Consider the following 17,452-nt stretch of genomic DNA (forward strand, 5'->3'; position numbering starts at 1 on the left):
ATCCTTAACTGATCGGTATTGCGCCAATGCGGGCCTTTTTTATTGCCATTTCAACAGGCTGCTGGCAGAGATTTCTGTGATCTGTTTGGCAAAAATCAGGTTTATTGTTTACTCTTGTCAGATTGCCAGTCCCGGCGGGGCGGCTTTATTTTTCCCATTTGGGTAAGCAAAAAAGGAATAGTAAATGGAAGATTTGAATGTTGTCGACAGCATAAACGGGGCGGGCACCTGGCTGGTCCGCAATCAGGAACTGCTGTTGAGCTATGCCGTCAACATCGTTGCGGCCATCGCCATTGTTATCATCGGTATGATTGTGGCGCGTATCGTATCAAACACCGTTAACCGCCTGATGGTGGCGCGGAAAATTGATGCAACGGTTGCCGATTTTCTCTCCGCACTGGTGCGCTACGGTATTATCGCTTTCACGCTGATTGCCGCGCTGGGCCGCGTTGGGGTGCAAACCGCCTCCGTGATCGCCGTTCTCGGTGCCGCAGGTTTAGCCGTTGGTCTGGCATTGCAAGGTTCGCTGTCCAACCTTGCCGCAGGCGTGCTGTTGGTAATGTTCCGTCCGTTCCGCGCGGGTGAGTATGTAGACCTCGGCGGCGTGGCGGGGACCGTGCTCAACGTGCAGATTTTCTCCACCACCATGCGTACCGTAGACGGTAAGATTGTGGTGATCCCAAACGGTAAAATCATTGCCGGGAACATCATTAACTTCTCTCGCGAACCGGTTCGCCGTAACGAATTCATTATCGGCGTGGCCTACGATTCCGATATCGATCAAGTAAAGAAAATCCTCACCGATATCATCCAATCCGACGAGCGCATCCTTAAAGATCGTGAAATGACGGTGCGCCTGAATGAGCTGGGTGCTTCTTCGATTAATTTTGTTGTACGCGTCTGGAGCAACAGCAGCGATTTGCAAAGCGTCTACTGGGACGTACTGGAGCGTATTAAGCGCGAGTTTGACGCCAACGGCATCAGTTTCCCGTATCCGCAGATGGATGTGAACTTCAAGCGTGTGAAAGAGAACGTGGCAGAGTAATCTTTTTCTGCACCACGGTGCCGGATGGCGCTTCGCTTATCCGGCCTGGTCAGATTTCTATACTGTAAGCCGGAAAGGCGTTAGCTGACATCCGGCAAAGAACCTCTCATTAATTCCTCTAATCCGCGATTAATAATATCCATTTCCGCTAATGATTCTCCCGCGCTATAGTCTGCTCCTAAGAGAAACAGTACGGGATAAAAACGTGTTATCGTATTACTTTCAAGGGCTTGCACTTGGTGCGGCCATGATACTTCCGCTTGGTCCGCAAAACGCCTTCGTGATGAATCAGGGCATTCGTCGCCAGTATCACATTATGATTGCATTACTCTGCGCCATCAGCGATCTGGTGCTGATTTGCGCGGGGATCTTCGGCGGTAGCGCCTTGCTGATGCAGTCGCCGTGGCTGATGGCGCTGGTCACCTGGGGCGGGGTCACATTTTTACTCTGGTACGGTTTCGGCGCGTTAAAAACGGCGATGAGCAGTAATCTGGAACTGGCCAGTGCTGAAGTAATGAAGCAAGGACGCTGGAAAATCATCGCCACGATGTTGGCGGTGACCTGGCTCAACCCACACGTTTATCTGGACACCTTTGTGGTGTTGGGGAGTCTGGGTGGTCAACTGGACGTGGAGCCTAAGCGCTGGTTTGCGCTGGGTACCGTCAGCGCCTCGTTCCTGTGGTTCTTTGGCCTGGCATTGCTGGCGGCCTGGCTGGCGCCGCGTCTGCGTACGGCTAAAGCACAGCGCATCATCAATACGTTAGTCGGATTAGTGATGTGGTTTATCGCTTTTCAACTGGCAAAAGAAGGCGTTACGCATGTTCATGCGCTGTTCAACTAAGTGTTGTCTGATGGACAATGCAGCGAGATCGGCTAAGCTTGCCTGCATGTGCCCTGAGTTTCGGGGTAATTAATGAAACATGGAGGAACGACCGTGAAGTTCAAAATAATGGCCCTGGCGGCATTAGTCGGATTCAGCGCACTATCGGTACAGGCAAATGAGTTGCCAAACGGACCGCACATCGTGACTTCCGGAACGGCAAGCGTGGATGCGACGCCTGATATCGCCACCCTGGCGATTGAAGTCAATGTTGCTGCGAAGGATGCGGCTTCAGCGAAGAAGCAAGCCGATGAGCGCGTGGCGCAATATCTGTCCTTCCTTGAGCAGAATCAGATAGCGAAGAAAGACATTAGCGCTGCCAACCTGCGCACGCAGCCGGACTACGATTACCAGAACGGCAAAAGCATCCTCAAAGGCTATCGTGCGGTGCGTACCGTTGAAGTGACGCTGCGTCAGCTGGACAAACTCAACGCTCTGCTTGATGGCGCACTTAAGGCCGGTCTGAATGAGATCCGTTCGGTATCGCTTGGCGTCGCCCAACCGGATGCCTACAAAGATAAGGCGCGTAAAGCGGCAATTGATGATGCAATTCATCAGGCTGAACAGCTGGCGGCGGGCTTTAACAGCAAACTGGGACCCGTTTATAGTGTGCGCTACCACGTGTCCAATTATCAGCCGAGCCCGATGGTACGGATGATGAAAGCAGATGCAGCGCCTGCGGCATCCGCTCAGGAAACCTACGAACAGCCGGTTATTCAGTTTGACGATCAGGTTGATGTGGTCTTCCAGATTGAACCGACGGCGGGGCAGCCGGCAGCAACGCCTGCCAAAACCCAGTAATCTTTCAAACCCGGCTTTCCAGTCGGGTTTTTTCTGTGTGTAACTGTAAAAATGAGATCTTACATCCAGTCTTTTTTTTCGGCGTAATGAGGATAGGCCATAGCGATTTTTAAGGGGACGCTATGGATATTTTTATCTCGAAAAAGATGCGTAATTTCATTCTGCTGGCGCAAACCAATAACATCGCCAGAGCGGCAGAAAAAATCCATATGACCGCATCGCCTTTCGGTAAAAGCATTGCCGCACTGGAAGATCAAATCGGCTATACGCTGTTTACCCGCAAAGATAACAACATCAGTCTGAATAAAGCCGGGCAGGAGTTGTATCAGAAACTGTTCCCTGTTTATCAGCGTCTCTCCGCTATTGATAACGAAATTCATAACGCCTCTCGCCGCTCGCGAGAAATCGTCATCGGCATCGATAATACCTATCCAACGATTATTTTTGACCAGTTAATTAGCCTTGGCGACAAGTACGATGGCGTAACGGCCCAGGCCGTTGAATTCAGCGAGAATGGGGTGATCGATAACCTGTTCGACCGGAAACTGGATTTTATTATCTCACCGCAGCACGTTTCCTCTCGCGTGCAGGAACTGGAAAATCTGGCGATTAGCGAGCTGTCTCCGTTGCGTCTGGGGTTTCTCGTTTCCCGGCGCTACGAGGAAAAACAGCCGCAGGAGCTGCTGCGCGAGCTGCCCTGGCTACAAATGCGCTTCCAGAATCGCGCCAACTTTGAGGCAATGCTCGATGCTTACATGCGGCCATGCGGAATTCATCCGACGATTATCTACCGTCCGTACAGCTTTATGGCCAAGATTAGCGCGGTGGAGCGCGGACAGTTTTTGACGGTGATCCCTCATTTTGCCTGGCGACTGGTTAACCCCTCGACGTTGAAATATTTCGATGCGCCCGGCAGTCCTATGTATATGCAGGAGTTTCTCTATTCGCTGAAAAACCATCGTTATACCGCCACGATGCTTCAGCATATTGCTGAAGATCGTGAGGGTACGGCAAGTTAACCGAGCATCGATCCGGTTTCGATCAGGTTACGATGCAGATCGAACGCATGGCTGAGATCGTGATGGATATGCCCGCCGGGCGCTCGCTCCAGATAGCGGTGCAGGTAGTCCCGATACAGAGGATGCGCACAGTTATCGATAATCGTGTGCGCCCGCTGCATCGGAGATAACCCACGCAGATCGGCAATTCCCTGTTCGGTGACGATCACTTTGACGCTATGTTCGCTGTGATCGACATGGCTACACATCGGTACGATGGTGGAGATTTTCCCGCCTTTGGCAATCGACGGCGCCATAAAGATCGACAGGTAGGCGTTGCGCTCGAAATCGCCGCTGCCGCCAATGCCATTCATCAGGTTCACACCTGCTACGTGTGTGGAATTGGCATGACCGTAGATGTCAAACTCCAGACCGACATTGAGCGCAATGACGCCCAGCCGACGAATGATTTCCGGGTTATTGGAAATCTCCTGCGGGCGCAGCACAATCCGGCTGGCGAAGAAGTCCATGTTGTCGTAAATCTTCTGCAACGACGGGGCTGAAATAGTCAAACTGGAGGCACTGGCGCCGGTTATCTTGCCCGTTTCCAGCAGATGCACCACAGATTCTTGCAACACCTCGGAATACATCATAAAGGGTGGAATATCCGGGTTCTCGCCCAGTCGCGCCATTACCGCGTTGTTGATATTGCCCACGCCGCTTTGTAAGGGCAGGAATTCCGCTGGGATGCGTTTGTGCGCCATTTCCGCCAGCAGAAATGTCACCACGTTATCGGCAATTTGCTGGCTGACCGGGTTGCTTTTATCCGCGGCATTTCCGGCATCGGGTAGTTCGGTATCCACGACCGCGATAATTTTTTTCGGGTCTATCTGCACACACTGGCTGCCCACGCGATCCATGGTGTGAAAAATCGGTACGCTGTTTCGCCGCGGCGGTGCGCCGGGTATCACAATGTCGGCAAACTCCGCCACGCGCGGGTTATGGTAATGATTCAGTTCGATAATCACCTTTTTCGCCCGTAGCAGCCAGGTCGGCGCGTTGCCGATGCCGCTGGAAAGCCAAATCCGACCATCTGGCGCAATGGCGGAGGCTTCAATGACGGCAACATCGATATCGCCAAAAAAGCCATAATTGACCATTTGCGCCACTTCGCTCAAATGGAGATCGACAAACCTCACCTGACCCTGATTAATTTTCTCGCGCAGGCCCGATGATGTTTGATAGGGAGCCCGCCAGGAAACCGCATCCGCCGCGGATAACGCATCATCAGCGGCAGCGCCAATTGATGCCCCGGTCAGCAGGCGGATTTGAAAAGGCTGCCCGACCTGATGCCGCTCGCAAGCGAGTTGAGCAATTGCGTTAGGTAATGCTTTTGGCGAACCCGCAGGGGTAAAGCCGCTGAATGCCACCATATCGTCGTGCTGGATAATTTCTGCCGCTTCTTCGGCACTCATCCGTTTCATGGCCGTCTCCTTCCTCGAGCGTGATTAATGGCCGACAAAATTGGGTTTACGTTTTTCCATAAACGCGTTCATCCCTTCCTGATAATCCTCGCTGTCGTACACCGCGCGGCGCATGCCCTGAATACGCTCAAATTCGTCTGAGTTCATGGTGTGCGCTTCGCCCAGCACGCGCAGTTCTTCTTTAATGACGGCGATGGCCAGCGGCGCTTTCTCCGAGATGTGGTGCGCCATTTGCAGAGTGAAATCCTCCAGTTCGTCGTCAGGAACCACATGGTTGAGGATCCCGACGGCCATCGCTCGCTGAGCGGTAATCGGCGAGGCGGTAAAGATCAGCTCTTTCACGATGTGGAACCCAGCATCGCGGGTCAGGTTGTGGATGCCGACCAGGTTATATGGCACCCCGAGGTTGACCGGCGTCATCGAGAAGGTAGAGGTTTCAGCGGCGATGATCAGATCGGAACTCATGATCATCTCAAACGCGCCGCCCCAGACGCTGCCTTCGACCATGGAGATCACCGGTTTTGGATATTTTTGGATCATGCGGGTTATCTGGCGCAGCGGATCGTCATAGGAGAGCGGATCGCGACGTCCGGAGGGGAGTTCATGAATATCATGTCCGGCAGAGAACACTTTGGCCCCGCTCGGGGCGCGCAGAATGATACAGCGAATTTCCGGACGATTAAGATCGCTAAGCGCCCGCATCAGATCGTCGATAAACACTTTGCTCAGCGCATTGAGTTTGCGGGTGTAATTGAACTCAATAACCGCGACTTTCTGGATGATGACTACGTTGACGTATTGATAAGACATAATGTTCTCTTTATTCAAAGTAATGATGCTGGATAAATTCACTGATGTGACGCAGACCGGTACGCGGCGAAAGGTCGTTATTTTTGACGGCCTGCAGCGTCTGCTGGAAATAACGGTCGAAATCAGTCCGGGTAAACAGCAGATGCAAAGCTTCTTCTTCAGCCTGCTTGTGTAACCAGTCCACCGCTTGCTGCTGACGGACTTTTTCCAGTCGACCGCTGACGGTAAGGCACGTTTTAAAGTCGGTTATCGCCTGCCAAATCTCCTCAATGCCACGTTTTTCCAGGGCGCTACAGGCCAGAACCTGCGGCTGCCACTCGTCATATTTGCGGCGCAGAATATGCAGAGCGGATTCGTACATATGGCGGGCGATGGCAACCTGGTTACGGTTATCACCGTCGTCCTTGTTGATGACGACCAGATCCGCCATCTCCATCAGGCCCTTTTTGATGCCCTGCAGATCGTCACCGCCGCCGGCAATTTGCAGTGAGATAAAGCAATCCACCATGCTGGCGACTTCGGTTTCTGACTGCCCGACGCCGACGGTTTCTACAATCACCACGTCAAAGCCCGCCGCCTCGCACAACAGCATTAATTCACGGGCGCGCTGGCTGGCGCCGCCTAAATGACCGCTGGAAGGCACCGGGCGGATAAATGCCGATTCTGCACGGGCCAGTTCCGTCATTCGGGTTTTATCGCCAAGAATGCTGCCGCCGCTAACGGGGCTACTGGGATCGACCGCGATCACTGCCACCCGTAATCCCCGGCGGATCAACAGCATACCGAACGTCTCCAGAAAGGTGCTTTTGCCCGCGCCCGGCGTGCCGGTGATGCCCAGACGCAGCGCGTTACCGGTGAACGGCATAATCGCGTCCAGCAATTGCGTACTCAATGGCTGGTGGCGTGGGTGGCTGCTCTCAACCAGCGTCATCGCCTGAGCAAGCGTGGCCCGTTCACCGCGCCGCAAGCGTCGGACGGCATCGTCAAGCGTGGCGGCGTTAATCATGATGCTGACTGATACGGGTCAACACATCGCGGACGCTGTCGAGCATCGGTGTGCCGGGGCCATAAATGGCGGCCACGCCATGCTCGTACAGGAAGGCGTAGTCCTGGGGGGGAATCACACCGCCTGCCACCACGCAGATATCTTCGCGTCCCCAGCCTTTCAGCGCCGTGACCAGTTCAGGGATCAACGTTTTATGCCCGGCAGCCAGTGACGATGCGCCTATGACATGCACATCGTTTTCTACCGCCAGACGGGCGATCTCTTCTGGCGTGGAGAACATCGGACTGAGATCGACGTCGAAGCCGAGATCGGAGTAGGCGCTGGCGATCACTTTCGCGCCGCGATCGTGACCATCCTGGCCCATCTTGGCGATCAGAATCCGAGGTCGGCGACCATTTTCCGCGAGGAACTGTTCGGTTTGCGCAACAATGGCGTCGAACTCATTGGCAGATTTGTCGGACTGGTGATAGCTTTGCGCAATCACGCCGGTGACGCACTGGCTGGGCACCAGATAGCGGTCAAAAGCGGCTTCCAGCGCGTCGGAGATCTCACCGAGCGTGGCGCGAACGCGGGCGGCGTTAACGGCGGCGGCCAGCAGATTTTCATTATGCTGCGCGGCGTGGGTCAGCGCCGTCAGCGCGGCGTTGACGGCATCATTGTCGCGAGTGGCGCGGATATGTTGTAGTGAAGCAATCTGTTCGTTGCGCACCTTCACGTTGTCGATTTCCAGTATCGACGTTTCGTCTTCTTTATCCAGCTTGTACTTGTTCACGCCAACGATGACGCGCTTACCCTGGTCGATCAGCGACTGCTCGCGCGCCGAAGCCTCTTCAATCATTCGTTTGGGAAGCCCAGCTTCAATCGCCTTCGCCATGCCGCCCGCTTCATCAATCTGTTTAATGATCGTGCGCGCCTGCTTCACGATTTGATCGGTCAATGATTCGACGTAGTACGATCCGGCCAGCGGATCGACGGTGCGGCAGATCTCTGACTCCTCCTGGATGATGATCTGCGTATTACGCGCGATGCGGGCGGAGAAATCGGTGGGTAGCCCGAGCGCTTCATCAAAGGCGTTGGTGTGCAGCGACTGGGTGCCGCCAAGCGTGGCGCCGAGCGCTTCAATGGTCGTGCGGATCACGTTGTTGTAGGGATCCTGCTCGGTCAGACTCCAGCCGGAGGTCTGGCAGTGGGTACGCAGTGCGAGAGATTTCGGGTTGGTTGCGCCAAAACTGCTGACCGCTTCGCTCCACAAATAGCGAGCCGCGCGCAGCATGGCGACGTTCATAAACAGATCCATGCCGATACCGAAGAAGAATGACAGACGCGGGGCGAAGTCATCAATTTTCAGCCCGGCAGACAGCGCGGCTTTGATGTACTCAATGCCGTCAGCTAGCGTAAACGCCACCTGCTGGACGCAGTTCGCCCCGGCTTCCCCCATATGATAACCGCTGATGCTGATGGTGTTATAGCGCGGCATATTGGCGGAGCACCAGGCGATGATGTCGGCGATGATGCGCATTGAAGGTTTTGGTGGATAAATGTAGGTGTTGCGGCACAGATACTCTTTCAGAATATCGTTCTGAATGGTCCCGGTGAGCTGTTCCGGCGTTACACCTTGTTCCTCAGCCGCGACGATATAAAACGCCAGTACCGGCAGCACCGCGCCGTTCATCGTCATCGACACCGACATCTTATCCAGCGGGATCTGATCAAACAGCACCTTCATATCTTCAACGGTATCGATCGCCACGCCCGCTTTGCCGACATCGCCCGCCACGCGCGGGTTGTCAGAGTCATAGCCGCGGTGGGTGGCAAGGTCAAAGGCAACGGAAAGCCCTTTTTGTCCGGCGGCGAGGTTGCGGCGGTAAAAGGCGTTGGATTCTTTGGCGGTAGAGAAACCGGCATACTGGCGGATGGTCCACGGCTGCGCGGTATACATGGTGGCGCGTGGACCGCGCACGTAAGGCGGCAGGCCGGGCAGGGTGCCCGTGACTTCCAGATTATCGAGGTCAGCCTCGGTGTACAGCGGCTTGATGACAATCCCTTCCGCCGTCTGTCTTTCCAGCGACTCAACGGTTTTTTCCCGTCGACTGAGTTCTTTATTGGCAAGTGTTTGCCACTCTTGCACGTTAGCCATTTTTTGCTCCGTATTACGCAATAAGTTGAATCTTTACGAGATACGGTGAGCTTTTTCATTTGGCTTGTCGCCAGCAAAAAATAGCCAACAGCGCGTCGTTTTTTGCCGCGTGGTATGTTTTATTTTGTGATGTATTTCAAAGACGTGGCGGGAATAACATGAAAAAGCGGTAAGATGGGGTAGGCCGGATAAGGCGTTACGCCGCCATCCGGCACTCAGAGGCTACAAACAGTTTAATCCTGACGCAGTACGTTGTGACCGTAAGCCAGCAGCGCGTCGGTAACGTTGCGCATCATGCGGCTTTCCGGCGCAAAACGGTGCCAGTACAACATCCGACGCTGGAACAGGCCCGGCGTCAAGTCGATAAGCTCACCGCTTTCCAGCTCTTTTTCTATCTGTAAGTGCGGGATCATGCAGCAGGTCGTGCCCTGACGGGCCAACTGGACGAAGGCTTCAGACGAGTTAACGATATGGCACGGTACGCTGCCTGGCGGCAGGTCGAAGTTTTGTTGCAGGAACGCCTGATGCATATCATCAAGATGGTCAAACGCTACCGCCGGGGCTTTCAGTAGGGCAGAGCGGGTGACGCCGTTCGGGAAATAGCGCTCGGCGAACGCTTTTGAACCCACAAACAGGTAATCCAGCGCGCCAAGTTTATCCACCAGACAGCTTGGCAGCGCCTGATGTTGAATACTCACCGCACCGACCACTTCACCACGGCGCAGACGTTCCTGGGTGCGCGTTTCATCCTCAACCTGCAGGTTCAGGCGAATCGGCGAATTAGCCAGTACCGGGGCCAGCGCCGGAAGCAACCAGGTCGCCAGACTGTCGGCGTTCACCGCCAGCGAAAGCAGCAGCGGCGTGGAACCAGTTTGCTCATCACCCAGCCACTCATCTTCAAGCAGTTCAACCTGGCGTAAAAGCGCCAGCAGTTTCTGCCCTTGTTCAGTAGGGCGAGGCGGTACGGTACGCACCAGCAGCGGCTGTCCGAACATATTCTCAAGCTGTTTTATGCGCTGTGAAACGGCGGATTGCGTGATGCACAGCTTTTGCGCCGCGCGCTCAAATCCTCGTTCACGAATAACCGCATCCAGTGCTTGTAGTGTTCTGTAGTCCGGACGTTTCATTGCTTTGGCGCACTCCTGAAATTTTTGCTTGTTCTGCACTATGACACAAATTTGGGTTGGGTAAAGACGAAATCAGCCACCTGGTAGCGGGTGTGGGGACATTTTTCTGCACAATGTTCTATAATGCGCGTGAATTTTCCCACCATATTCACACCACAGGCGAAACGATCATGACGCAGGATGAACTGAAAAAAGCAGTAGGATGGGCGGCACTTCAGTATGTACAGCCCGGTACCATTGTGGGCGTAGGTACAGGTTCAACAGCCGCACACTTTATTGATGCGCTGGGCACAATGAAAGGTCAGATTGAAGGCGCGGTGTCCAGTTCTGACGCCTCGACCGAAAAACTCAAAAGCCTTGGCATCCACGTGTTCGATCTTAACGAAGTGGACAGCCTCGGCGTTTACGTTGACGGCGCAGATGAAATCAACGGCCATATGCAGATGATTAAAGGCGGCGGCGCAGCGTTGACCCGTGAAAAAATCATTGCTTCCGTGGCGAAAAAATTTATCTGCATCGCTGACGCGTCTAAAGAAGTCGATATTCTCGGTAACTTCCCGTTGCCGGTAGAAGTTATCCCAATGGCGCGTAGCGCAGTGGCTCGCCAGTTGGTGAAGCTGGGCGGTCGTCCTGAATACCGTCAGGGCGTGGTAACTGACAATGGTAACGTGATCCTTGATGTGCACGGTCTGGAAATCCTCGACGCCATCGCGCTGGAAAACGCCATTAATGCGATTCCGGGCGTGGTAACCGTAGGTTTGTTCGCTAACCGTGGTGCGGATGTCGCGCTGATCGGTACCCCAGACGGCGTGAAAACTATCGTAAAATGATCTGATGGGAGCGTCTTCTCCCGTTAAAAAAATTTTGGCAGGGCAAATTTGGTGACTTGTATCACGTTTACAATATTGCCCTGCCGATCTCTCCAAAGAAAAAGTTATCGCCAGTATTTTCCTCTGACATTTCCCGCTGAATGACATTTCCTCAGCATGTCGACGCAAACGTTCATATTGCCGCAATATTATTTTTTGATATGTTGAAGAGGCGGATGAAAATCCCACACACAACACATCAGATTGAACAAAAAAGACAGGGTCGGGGAAATGGCAAAGGTATCACTGGAGAAAGATAAGATTAAATTTCTGCTGGTAGAAGGCGTGCATCAAAAAGCACTCGAAAGCCTTCGTGCAGCAGGTTATACCAACATCGAGTTTCACAAAGGCGCTCTGGACACCGAACAACTGAAAGAGTCCATCCGTGATGCTCACTTCATTGGCCTGCGATCCCGTACCCATCTGACTGAAGATGTAATTGCCGCCGCAGAAAAACTGGTCGCGATTGGTTGCTTCTGCATCGGCACCAACCAGGTTGATCTTAGCGCTGCGGCAAAGCGCGGGATCCCAGTGTTTAACGCGCCATTCTCTAACACACGTTCCGTTGCTGAACTGGTGATTGGCGAACTGCTGCTACTGTTACGCGGCGTACCAGAAGCGAACGCCAAAGCGCACCGCGGCGTGTGGAATAAACTGGCTACCGGCTCTTTTGAAGCGCGTGGCAAAAAACTGGGGATCATCGGCTACGGGCACATTGGTACTCAGTTAGGCATTCTGGCTGAATCACTGGGGATGCATGTTTATTTCTATGATATTGAAAATAAACTTCCGCTGGGTAACGCCACGCAGGTTCAGCATCTTTCCGACCTGCTCAATATGAGCGACGTGGTGAGCCTGCACGTGCCGGAAAATGCCTCCACCAAAAACCTGATGGGCGCGCGTGAGATTTCGCTGATGAAACCAGGCGCGCTGCTGATTAACGCCGCGCGCGGTACGGTGGTTGATATTCCAGCCCTGTGCGACGCGTTAGCGACCAAGCACCTGGCAGGGGCGGCAATTGACGTTTTCCCAACCGAACCGGCAACGAACAGCGATCCGTTCACTTCGCCGCTGTGTGATTTCGACAACGTGATCCTGACGCCGCATATTGGTGGTTCCACGCTGGAAGCGCAGGAAAATATCGGTCTGGAAGTGGCGGGGAAACTGATCAAGTATTCCGACAACGGCTCCACGCTGTCTGCGGTTAACTTCCCGGAAGTTTCGCTGCCGCTGCACGGTGGTCGTCGTCTGATGCACATTCACGAAAACCGTCCTGGCGTTCTGACCGCGCTGAACCAGATTTTTGCCGAGCAGGGCGTCAACATTGCCGCACAGTATCTGCAGACTTCCGCACAGGTAGGTTACGTGGTTATCGATATTGAAGCGGATGAAGATGTGGCAGAGAAAGCGCTACAGGCGATGAAAGCCCTTCCGGGAACCATTCGCGCTCGTCTGCTGTACTAATTTCCTCTATATGGGCAGGCGATGACCTGCCCATCTTTCCTCTGATTTCCCTGCCTCAAAATTTCTTTCTGTAACGCATACATTCTGTTTTCGAGCCTTGCCGCAATTGGCAACTAAAGGCAGTGCTGCGTGTTGTACAGCACTAAAAGAAATTTACGATAGGGGCTCAGCATCGCGCTGAAACGGGAAAGCCCCTACCGAAGCAGGGGCTCTAAAAAGGAAAGGGACGATGATGAGATACGTCATCATGCTGCTGATCCTGTTAATCATCGCTTGCCCAGCATATTAACAGAGAGTACGCAGGAGGGAGGTTCGCCTCCCTCACCCTTCACCGAGGAATTTAGGTCAAAAAAACGGCGCTGTCAATCGGCAAAAAACGGCTACCACTCCCAAATTTTGGATGGTGTCACCACCGCAGGCAGTGGGATATCCCACTCTTCGACAGGCAGCTTTTCCACTCGCTGACAATCGTGCGCGTAGCCTACCGGCTGGACCTTATGCTGCTGCCAGTTTTGCAACGTACGGTCATAAAATCCGCCGCCCATGCCCAGACGCTGCCCGTCTTCATCAAACGCGACTAACGGCGTAACCAGTACATCCAGCTTTGCCAGTGGCAATACGTCGCGGACATCAAGTCGTGGCTCCTGGATCTTTAAGCGGTTGGTCACCAGCGCACTCTGTGGATGATAGTGCAGGAACAGCAGGTTGCCAGGGCTAAAGGGATGAAGAACCGGAAGGTAGACGCGCTTACCCGCTCGCCACAGCTGTTCAATCAGCGGTTGGGTGTCGAGTTCGCCATCGAAAGAGAGAAACACCGCTACGGTATGGGCAAGAACAACAGGGGGAAAACTGAGCATTCTGGTCGCGGCTTGCTGACCAAAGTGTTGTTGCTGATCGCTGGTAAGCGCACGGCGACGCTGACGAATCAGTGTGCGTATTTCTTGTCGGGATAAAGGGAGTTCAGAAAGTAGTGTCATGGCTGTTGCCAGGTAGAAGGGAATCTCCGAGATGCCGCCGCAGGCTGTAACCCTTGAACCCTTGGTTCAAGGTGAATGCGTCGTCACAGTTTTAAGGCTTCTCGGACGGGCCGAGCATGCTCACCAACCGTGGAGCGCCACATTCTTGTGGTATGAAATATCGGCTCAGGGGACTGGCCCGCTTGCAAACATCTCAGAGAAATTTTGTCTTCACGGTCACTCTACCACAGTAAACCGAAAAGTGTTATTCAAAGTTTTGGCCCGTTTTTTCGGTTATGCGACCCTGATCAAGCAACGCTTGTTCGATGGTCTGTTGCAGCATCCGAATACGTTGTTCCATGCTCGCCGCGTACTCACGCGTCTTCGCTTTTTCCTGAGTTAATTCATAGCTGATGTTCAACGCGGCGATGAAAACCAACTGCTCAGTATTTGTGACTCTAGTGCGAACTTTCAGATCTTGCAATCGCTGATTGAGATCGTCCGCAGCCTGATTCAACGCATCCCTTTGTTCAGGCGGGCAATTCACTCGCAGTGAACGGCCAAATATTTGGATATCGACGGGTTGTGCAGACATGCCACCTTCCTGCTGATTGACTGCGCTGCCTTCGTCTCCAGACCTTGGGTCCGCGAAGGGGCGACACTATAGCTACCCTGGTATCAAGATACAAGCCCTTTTCTGGTCCACCAGGGTCCAAAGTGGTAGCATATCATGAATATTCCTCCCTTTGATGACGAATGCTTATGTCTATACAGAACGAAATGCCTGGCTACAGCGAAGTTAGCCAGTTTTTGAACCAACAAGGGGCTGGATTAACCCCGGCCGAAATGCACGGCTTAATCAGCGGGATGATTTGTGGTGGCAACAACGACAGCTCATGGCAGCCGCTGTTGCACGACCTGACGAACGAAGGTCTGGCCTTTGGTCACGAGCTGGCTCAGGCACTGCTGAAAATGCACTCTGCTACCAGCGATGCCCTTGAGGACGACGGTTTCCTTTTTCAGCTTTTTCTGCCTGAAGGTGATGACGTCAGCGTGTTCGATCGCGCCGATGCGCTGGCTGGCTGGGTAAACCACTTTCTGCTGGGTCTCGGCGTTACGCAGCCTAAGCTCGACAAAGTGACCGGCGAAACCGGTGAAGCGATTGACGACCTGCGCAATATCGCTCAGTTGGGATATGACGAAGACGAAGATCAGGAAGAGCTGGAAATGTCGCTCGAAGAGATCATCGAATACGTGCGCGTAGCCGCCTTGCTGTGCCATGACACGTTTACGCGTCAGCAGCCGACGGCGCCGGAAGTCCGCAAACCGACTCTGCACTAAATACAACAACGCCAAGGAGAGTGTTATGAGTGAGATATCTCAGCAAGAATTCCAGCGTCGTCGTCAGGCTTTGCTGGCACAAATGCAGCCCGGCAGCGCCGCGCTGATTTTTGCCGCGCCGGAAGCGACGCGCAGCGCGGACAGTGAATACCCGTACCGCCAGAACAGTGATTTCTGGTATTTCACCGGCTTTAACGAGCCTGAAGCCGTGCTGGTGCTGATTAAAAGTGATGACACTCATAACCACAGTGTTTTGTTCAACCGGGTTCGCGACCTGACGGCGGAGATCTGGTTTGGCCGCCGTCTGGGCCAGGATGCCGCACCGGCAAAACTCGGCGTTGATCGGGCGCTGGCCTTCAGTGAAATCAATCAACAGTTGCATCTGCTGCTCAATGGTCTGGACGCGGTGTATCACGCTCAGGGCGAATATGGCTGGGCCGACGAAATTGTCTGCACGGCGCTGGATAAACTGCGCAAAGGCTCCAGACAAAATCTGCACGCGCCCGCTGCGATCATCGACTGGCGTCCGATGGTGCATGAGATGCGCCTGTTCAAATCACCGGAAGAGATTGCGATCATGCGCCGTGCCGGAGAGATCACCGCCCTGGCGCATACCCGCGCGATGGAAAAATGTCGTCCGGGGATGTTTGAATACCAACTGGAAGGGGAGATTCACCACGAATTTACCCGCCACGGCGCGCGTTATCCGTCCTATAACACCATTGTCGGAAGCGGTGAAAACGGCTGTATTCTGCATTACACCGAAAATGAAAGTGAAATGCGCGATGGCGAGCTGGTGCTGATTGACGCTGGCTGTGAATACAAAGGCTATGCGGGCGACATTACCCGTACCTTCCCGGTTAATGGCAAATTTACCCCCGCGCAGCGTGAAATCTACGATATCGTACTGGAATCCCTGGAGACCAGCCTACGTCTGTATCGCCCCGGAACCTCCATTCAGGACGTCACCGGTGAAGTTGTGCGCATCATGATTACCGGTCTGGTGAAGCTTGGCATTCTGCACGGCGACGTCGACCAGTTAATTACCGAGAATGCGCATCGCCCATACTTTATGCATGGTCTTAGCCACTGGCTGGGGCTGGATGTGCACGACGTTGGCGTTTATGGTCAGGATCGTTCGCGTATCCTTGAGCCAGGAATGGTGCTTACCGTCGAGCCAGGGTTATATATCGCACCGGATGCCGATGTACCGGCTGCTTATCGTGGCATTGGCATTCGTATAGAAGATGACATCCTCATCACCGAAGACGGTAACGAAAACCTGACCTCCAGCGTGGTGAAGAAAGCTGATGATATTGAAGCCTTAATGGCTGCGGCGCGACTGCAATGAGCGTAATTATCGTCGGTGGTGGCATGGTCGGTGCGACGCTGGCGCTGGCCATTTCCCAGCTCAGTCATGGGACGCTGCCAGTTCATCTGATAGAAGCGAGCGAACCTGAAACTGACCGTCATCCTGGGTTTGACGCCCGGGCGATTGCGCTGGCGGCAGGAACCTGTCAGCAGTTGGCGCGAATTGGCGTGTGGCAGGCGATTGCCGATTGCGCAACGGCAATCAAAACGGTCCACGTCAGCGATCGCGGCCATGCCGGATTTGTTACGCTGGATGCGCAGGAATATCGTCTCCCGGCGCTGGGTCAGGTGGTGGAACTCCACGATGTTGGGCTGCGTCTGTTTGCGCTACTGCGTAAAGCGCCGGGCGTCACGCTACATTGTCCCGATCGCGTAGCCAGCGTGGCGCGTACGCAGGAACATGTTGAGGTCACGCTGGAAAATGGCGAGGTTATTACCGGTCGCGTGGTGGTCGCCGCTGACGGTACGCGTTCCGCGCTGGCTACCGCCTGCGGCGTGGACTGGCTGCAGCAGCCTTATGAACAACTGGCGGTAATCGCCAATGTCACGACCTCCATTCCCCACGATGGGCGAGCGTTTGAACGCTTCACGCAGCATGGCCCGCTGGCAATGCTGCCGATGTCTGATGGTCGCTGCTCGCTGGTATGGTGCCACCCGCTGGAGCAGCGTGATGAGATCATGGCCTGGTCCGACGAACGGTTTTGTCGTGAATTGCAAACCGCGTTTGGCTGGCGGCTGGGGCGTATTACCCAGGCCGGTAAACGCAGCGCTTATCCGTTGTCATTAACTACTGCGCTGAAGGCGATGACCCATCGTACCGTGCTGGTGGGGAATGCAGCCCAGACGCTGCATCCCATTGCCGGACAAGGTTTCAACCTTGGTCTGCGCGACGTAATGAGCCTGGCTGAGATGTTAACTCAGGCGCAAAACTGCGCGGAAGATATTGGTGATTACGCAGTGCTGGCACGCTATCAGCAACGCCGCGAGCGCGATCGCGAAACGACGATTGGTGTGACCAACAATTTAGTGTATTTGTTTGCCAATCGCTGGGCTCCGCTGGTAGTTGGCCGCAATGTCGGGCTGATGGCGATGGAATTATTCACACCCGCGCGCGATGCGCTGGCGGAGCGGACCCTGGGTTGGGTTGCGCGATAAATATGGCC

General features: G+C 54.2%; 16 protein-coding genes and 1 other RNA gene. 9 read left to right on the forward strand and 8 right to left on the reverse strand.

All coding sequences use genetic code 11. The features are described 5' to 3' along the window. Window positions 1-184 precede the first annotated feature (184 nt). The 4 genes from FDX04_RS03050 (at window position 185) to FDX04_RS03065 (ending at window position 3,745) form a co-directional block, all read left to right on the forward strand. Window positions 185-1,045: a small-conductance mechanosensitive channel MscS gene (locus FDX04_RS03050; protein WP_042310907.1), complete on the forward strand. Its 861-nt coding sequence runs from the start codon at window positions 185-187 to the stop codon at window positions 1,043-1,045. Between the two features lie 205 nt (window positions 1,046-1,250). Further along, complete coding sequence (gene argO / locus FDX04_RS03055; RefSeq protein WP_137361308.1) at window positions 1,251-1,886, forward strand: arginine exporter ArgO; 636 nt, start codon at window positions 1,251-1,253, stop codon at window positions 1,884-1,886. A 93-nt stretch (window positions 1,887-1,979) separates the two neighbouring features. Then, window positions 1,980-2,726 carry an oxidative stress defense protein gene (locus FDX04_RS03060; RefSeq protein ID WP_003027002.1) on the forward strand — a complete coding sequence of 249 codons (747 nt, stop codon included), beginning with the start codon at window positions 1,980-1,982 and terminating at the stop codon, window positions 2,724-2,726. Between the two features lie 122 nt (window positions 2,727-2,848). Next, window positions 2,849-3,745, forward strand: a complete 897-nt coding sequence (locus FDX04_RS03065; RefSeq protein ID WP_137361307.1) for a LysR family transcriptional regulator — start codon at window positions 2,849-2,851, stop codon at window positions 3,743-3,745. Here FDX04_RS03065 and FDX04_RS03070 read toward each other — a convergent pair. The 5 genes from FDX04_RS03070 to argP form a co-directional block, all read right to left on the reverse strand. Continuing rightward, on the reverse strand, window positions 3,742-5,208 hold the full coding sequence (locus FDX04_RS03070) for an acetyl-CoA hydrolase/transferase family protein (RefSeq protein WP_137361306.1): 1,467 nt from the start codon (window positions 5,206-5,208) through the stop codon (window positions 3,742-3,744). The two genes, FDX04_RS03065 and FDX04_RS03070, sit on opposite strands and share 4 nt — an antisense overlap. 24 nt (window positions 5,209-5,232) lie before the next feature. Next, a complete protein-coding gene (gene scpB / locus FDX04_RS03075) occupies window positions 5,233-6,018 on the reverse strand; it encodes a methylmalonyl-CoA decarboxylase (protein ID WP_137370426.1) in 786 nt (261 codons plus the stop codon). A gap of 10 nt (window positions 6,019-6,028) precedes the next feature. Then, window positions 6,029-7,024, reverse strand: coding sequence for a methylmalonyl Co-A mutase-associated GTPase MeaB (meaB, locus tag FDX04_RS03080; protein WP_137361305.1), 996 nt, complete (start codon window positions 7,022-7,024; stop codon window positions 6,029-6,031). Next, entirely contained in the window at window positions 7,017-9,161 is a 2,145-nt protein-coding gene (gene scpA, locus FDX04_RS03085) for a methylmalonyl-CoA mutase (RefSeq protein WP_137361304.1), read from the reverse strand. Before scpA ends, meaB begins: the two co-directional genes overlap by 8 nt. Before the next feature lie 233 nt (window positions 9,162-9,394). After that, window positions 9,395-10,288: a DNA-binding transcriptional regulator ArgP gene (argP, locus tag FDX04_RS03090; RefSeq protein ID WP_032940465.1), complete on the reverse strand. Its 894-nt coding sequence runs from the start codon at window positions 10,286-10,288 to the stop codon at window positions 9,395-9,397. A 170-nt stretch (window positions 10,289-10,458) separates the two neighbouring features. Here argP and rpiA point away from each other — a divergent pair, with 170 nt between their 5' ends. Both rpiA and serA read left to right on the forward strand, forming a co-directional pair. Then, the gene (gene rpiA / locus FDX04_RS03095) at window positions 10,459-11,118 is read left to right on the forward strand and encodes a ribose-5-phosphate isomerase RpiA (RefSeq protein WP_016154364.1); all 660 of its coding nucleotides are present in this window, start codon (window positions 10,459-10,461) and stop codon (window positions 11,116-11,118) included. A 270-nt stretch (window positions 11,119-11,388) separates the two neighbouring features. Then, window positions 11,389-12,621 (forward strand): phosphoglycerate dehydrogenase, encoded by a 1,233-nt coding sequence (serA, locus tag FDX04_RS03100; protein ID WP_137370427.1) that lies wholly within the window; start codon window positions 11,389-11,391, stop codon window positions 12,619-12,621. A 380-nt stretch (window positions 12,622-13,001) separates the two neighbouring features. Here serA and FDX04_RS03105 read toward each other — a convergent pair whose 3' ends face one another. From FDX04_RS03105 to zapA, 3 genes are all read right to left on the reverse strand, one after another. Next, window positions 13,002-13,598 (reverse strand): 5-formyltetrahydrofolate cyclo-ligase, encoded by a 597-nt coding sequence (locus tag FDX04_RS03105; RefSeq protein WP_137361303.1) that lies wholly within the window; start codon window positions 13,596-13,598, stop codon window positions 13,002-13,004. 19 nt (window positions 13,599-13,617) lie between these two features. Continuing rightward, a non-coding RNA gene (gene ssrS / locus FDX04_RS03110) (6S RNA) lies at window positions 13,618-13,801 on the reverse strand. A 41-nt stretch (window positions 13,802-13,842) separates the two neighbouring features. After that, window positions 13,843-14,172 (reverse strand): cell division protein ZapA, encoded by a 330-nt coding sequence (gene zapA / locus FDX04_RS03115; protein WP_003026980.1) that lies wholly within the window; start codon window positions 14,170-14,172, stop codon window positions 13,843-13,845. Window positions 14,173-14,339: 167 nt separating this feature from the next. On the opposite strand from zapA, the gene FDX04_RS03120 reads away from it, so the two are divergent. The 3 genes from FDX04_RS03120 to ubiH are packed head-to-tail and all read left to right on the forward strand — an operon-like array spanning window position 14,340 to window position 17,444. Continuing rightward, the gene (locus FDX04_RS03120; protein WP_137349424.1) at window positions 14,340-14,918 is read left to right on the forward strand and encodes a YecA family protein; all 579 of its coding nucleotides are present in this window, start codon (window positions 14,340-14,342) and stop codon (window positions 14,916-14,918) included. 25 nt (window positions 14,919-14,943) lie between these two features. Beyond that, entirely contained in the window at window positions 14,944-16,269 is a 1,326-nt protein-coding gene (pepP, locus tag FDX04_RS03125) for a Xaa-Pro aminopeptidase (RefSeq protein ID WP_137361302.1), read from the forward strand. Further along, a complete protein-coding gene (gene ubiH, locus FDX04_RS03130; protein WP_137361301.1) occupies window positions 16,266-17,444 on the forward strand; it encodes a 2-octaprenyl-6-methoxyphenyl hydroxylase in 1,179 nt (392 codons plus the stop codon). The genes pepP and ubiH overlap by 4 nt, the downstream gene beginning before the upstream one ends. Window positions 17,445-17,452 lie beyond the last annotated feature (8 nt).

The organism is Citrobacter sp. wls615 (assembly GCF_005281355.1).
Lineage (GTDB): Bacteria > Pseudomonadota > Gammaproteobacteria > Enterobacterales > Enterobacteriaceae > Citrobacter > Citrobacter werkmanii.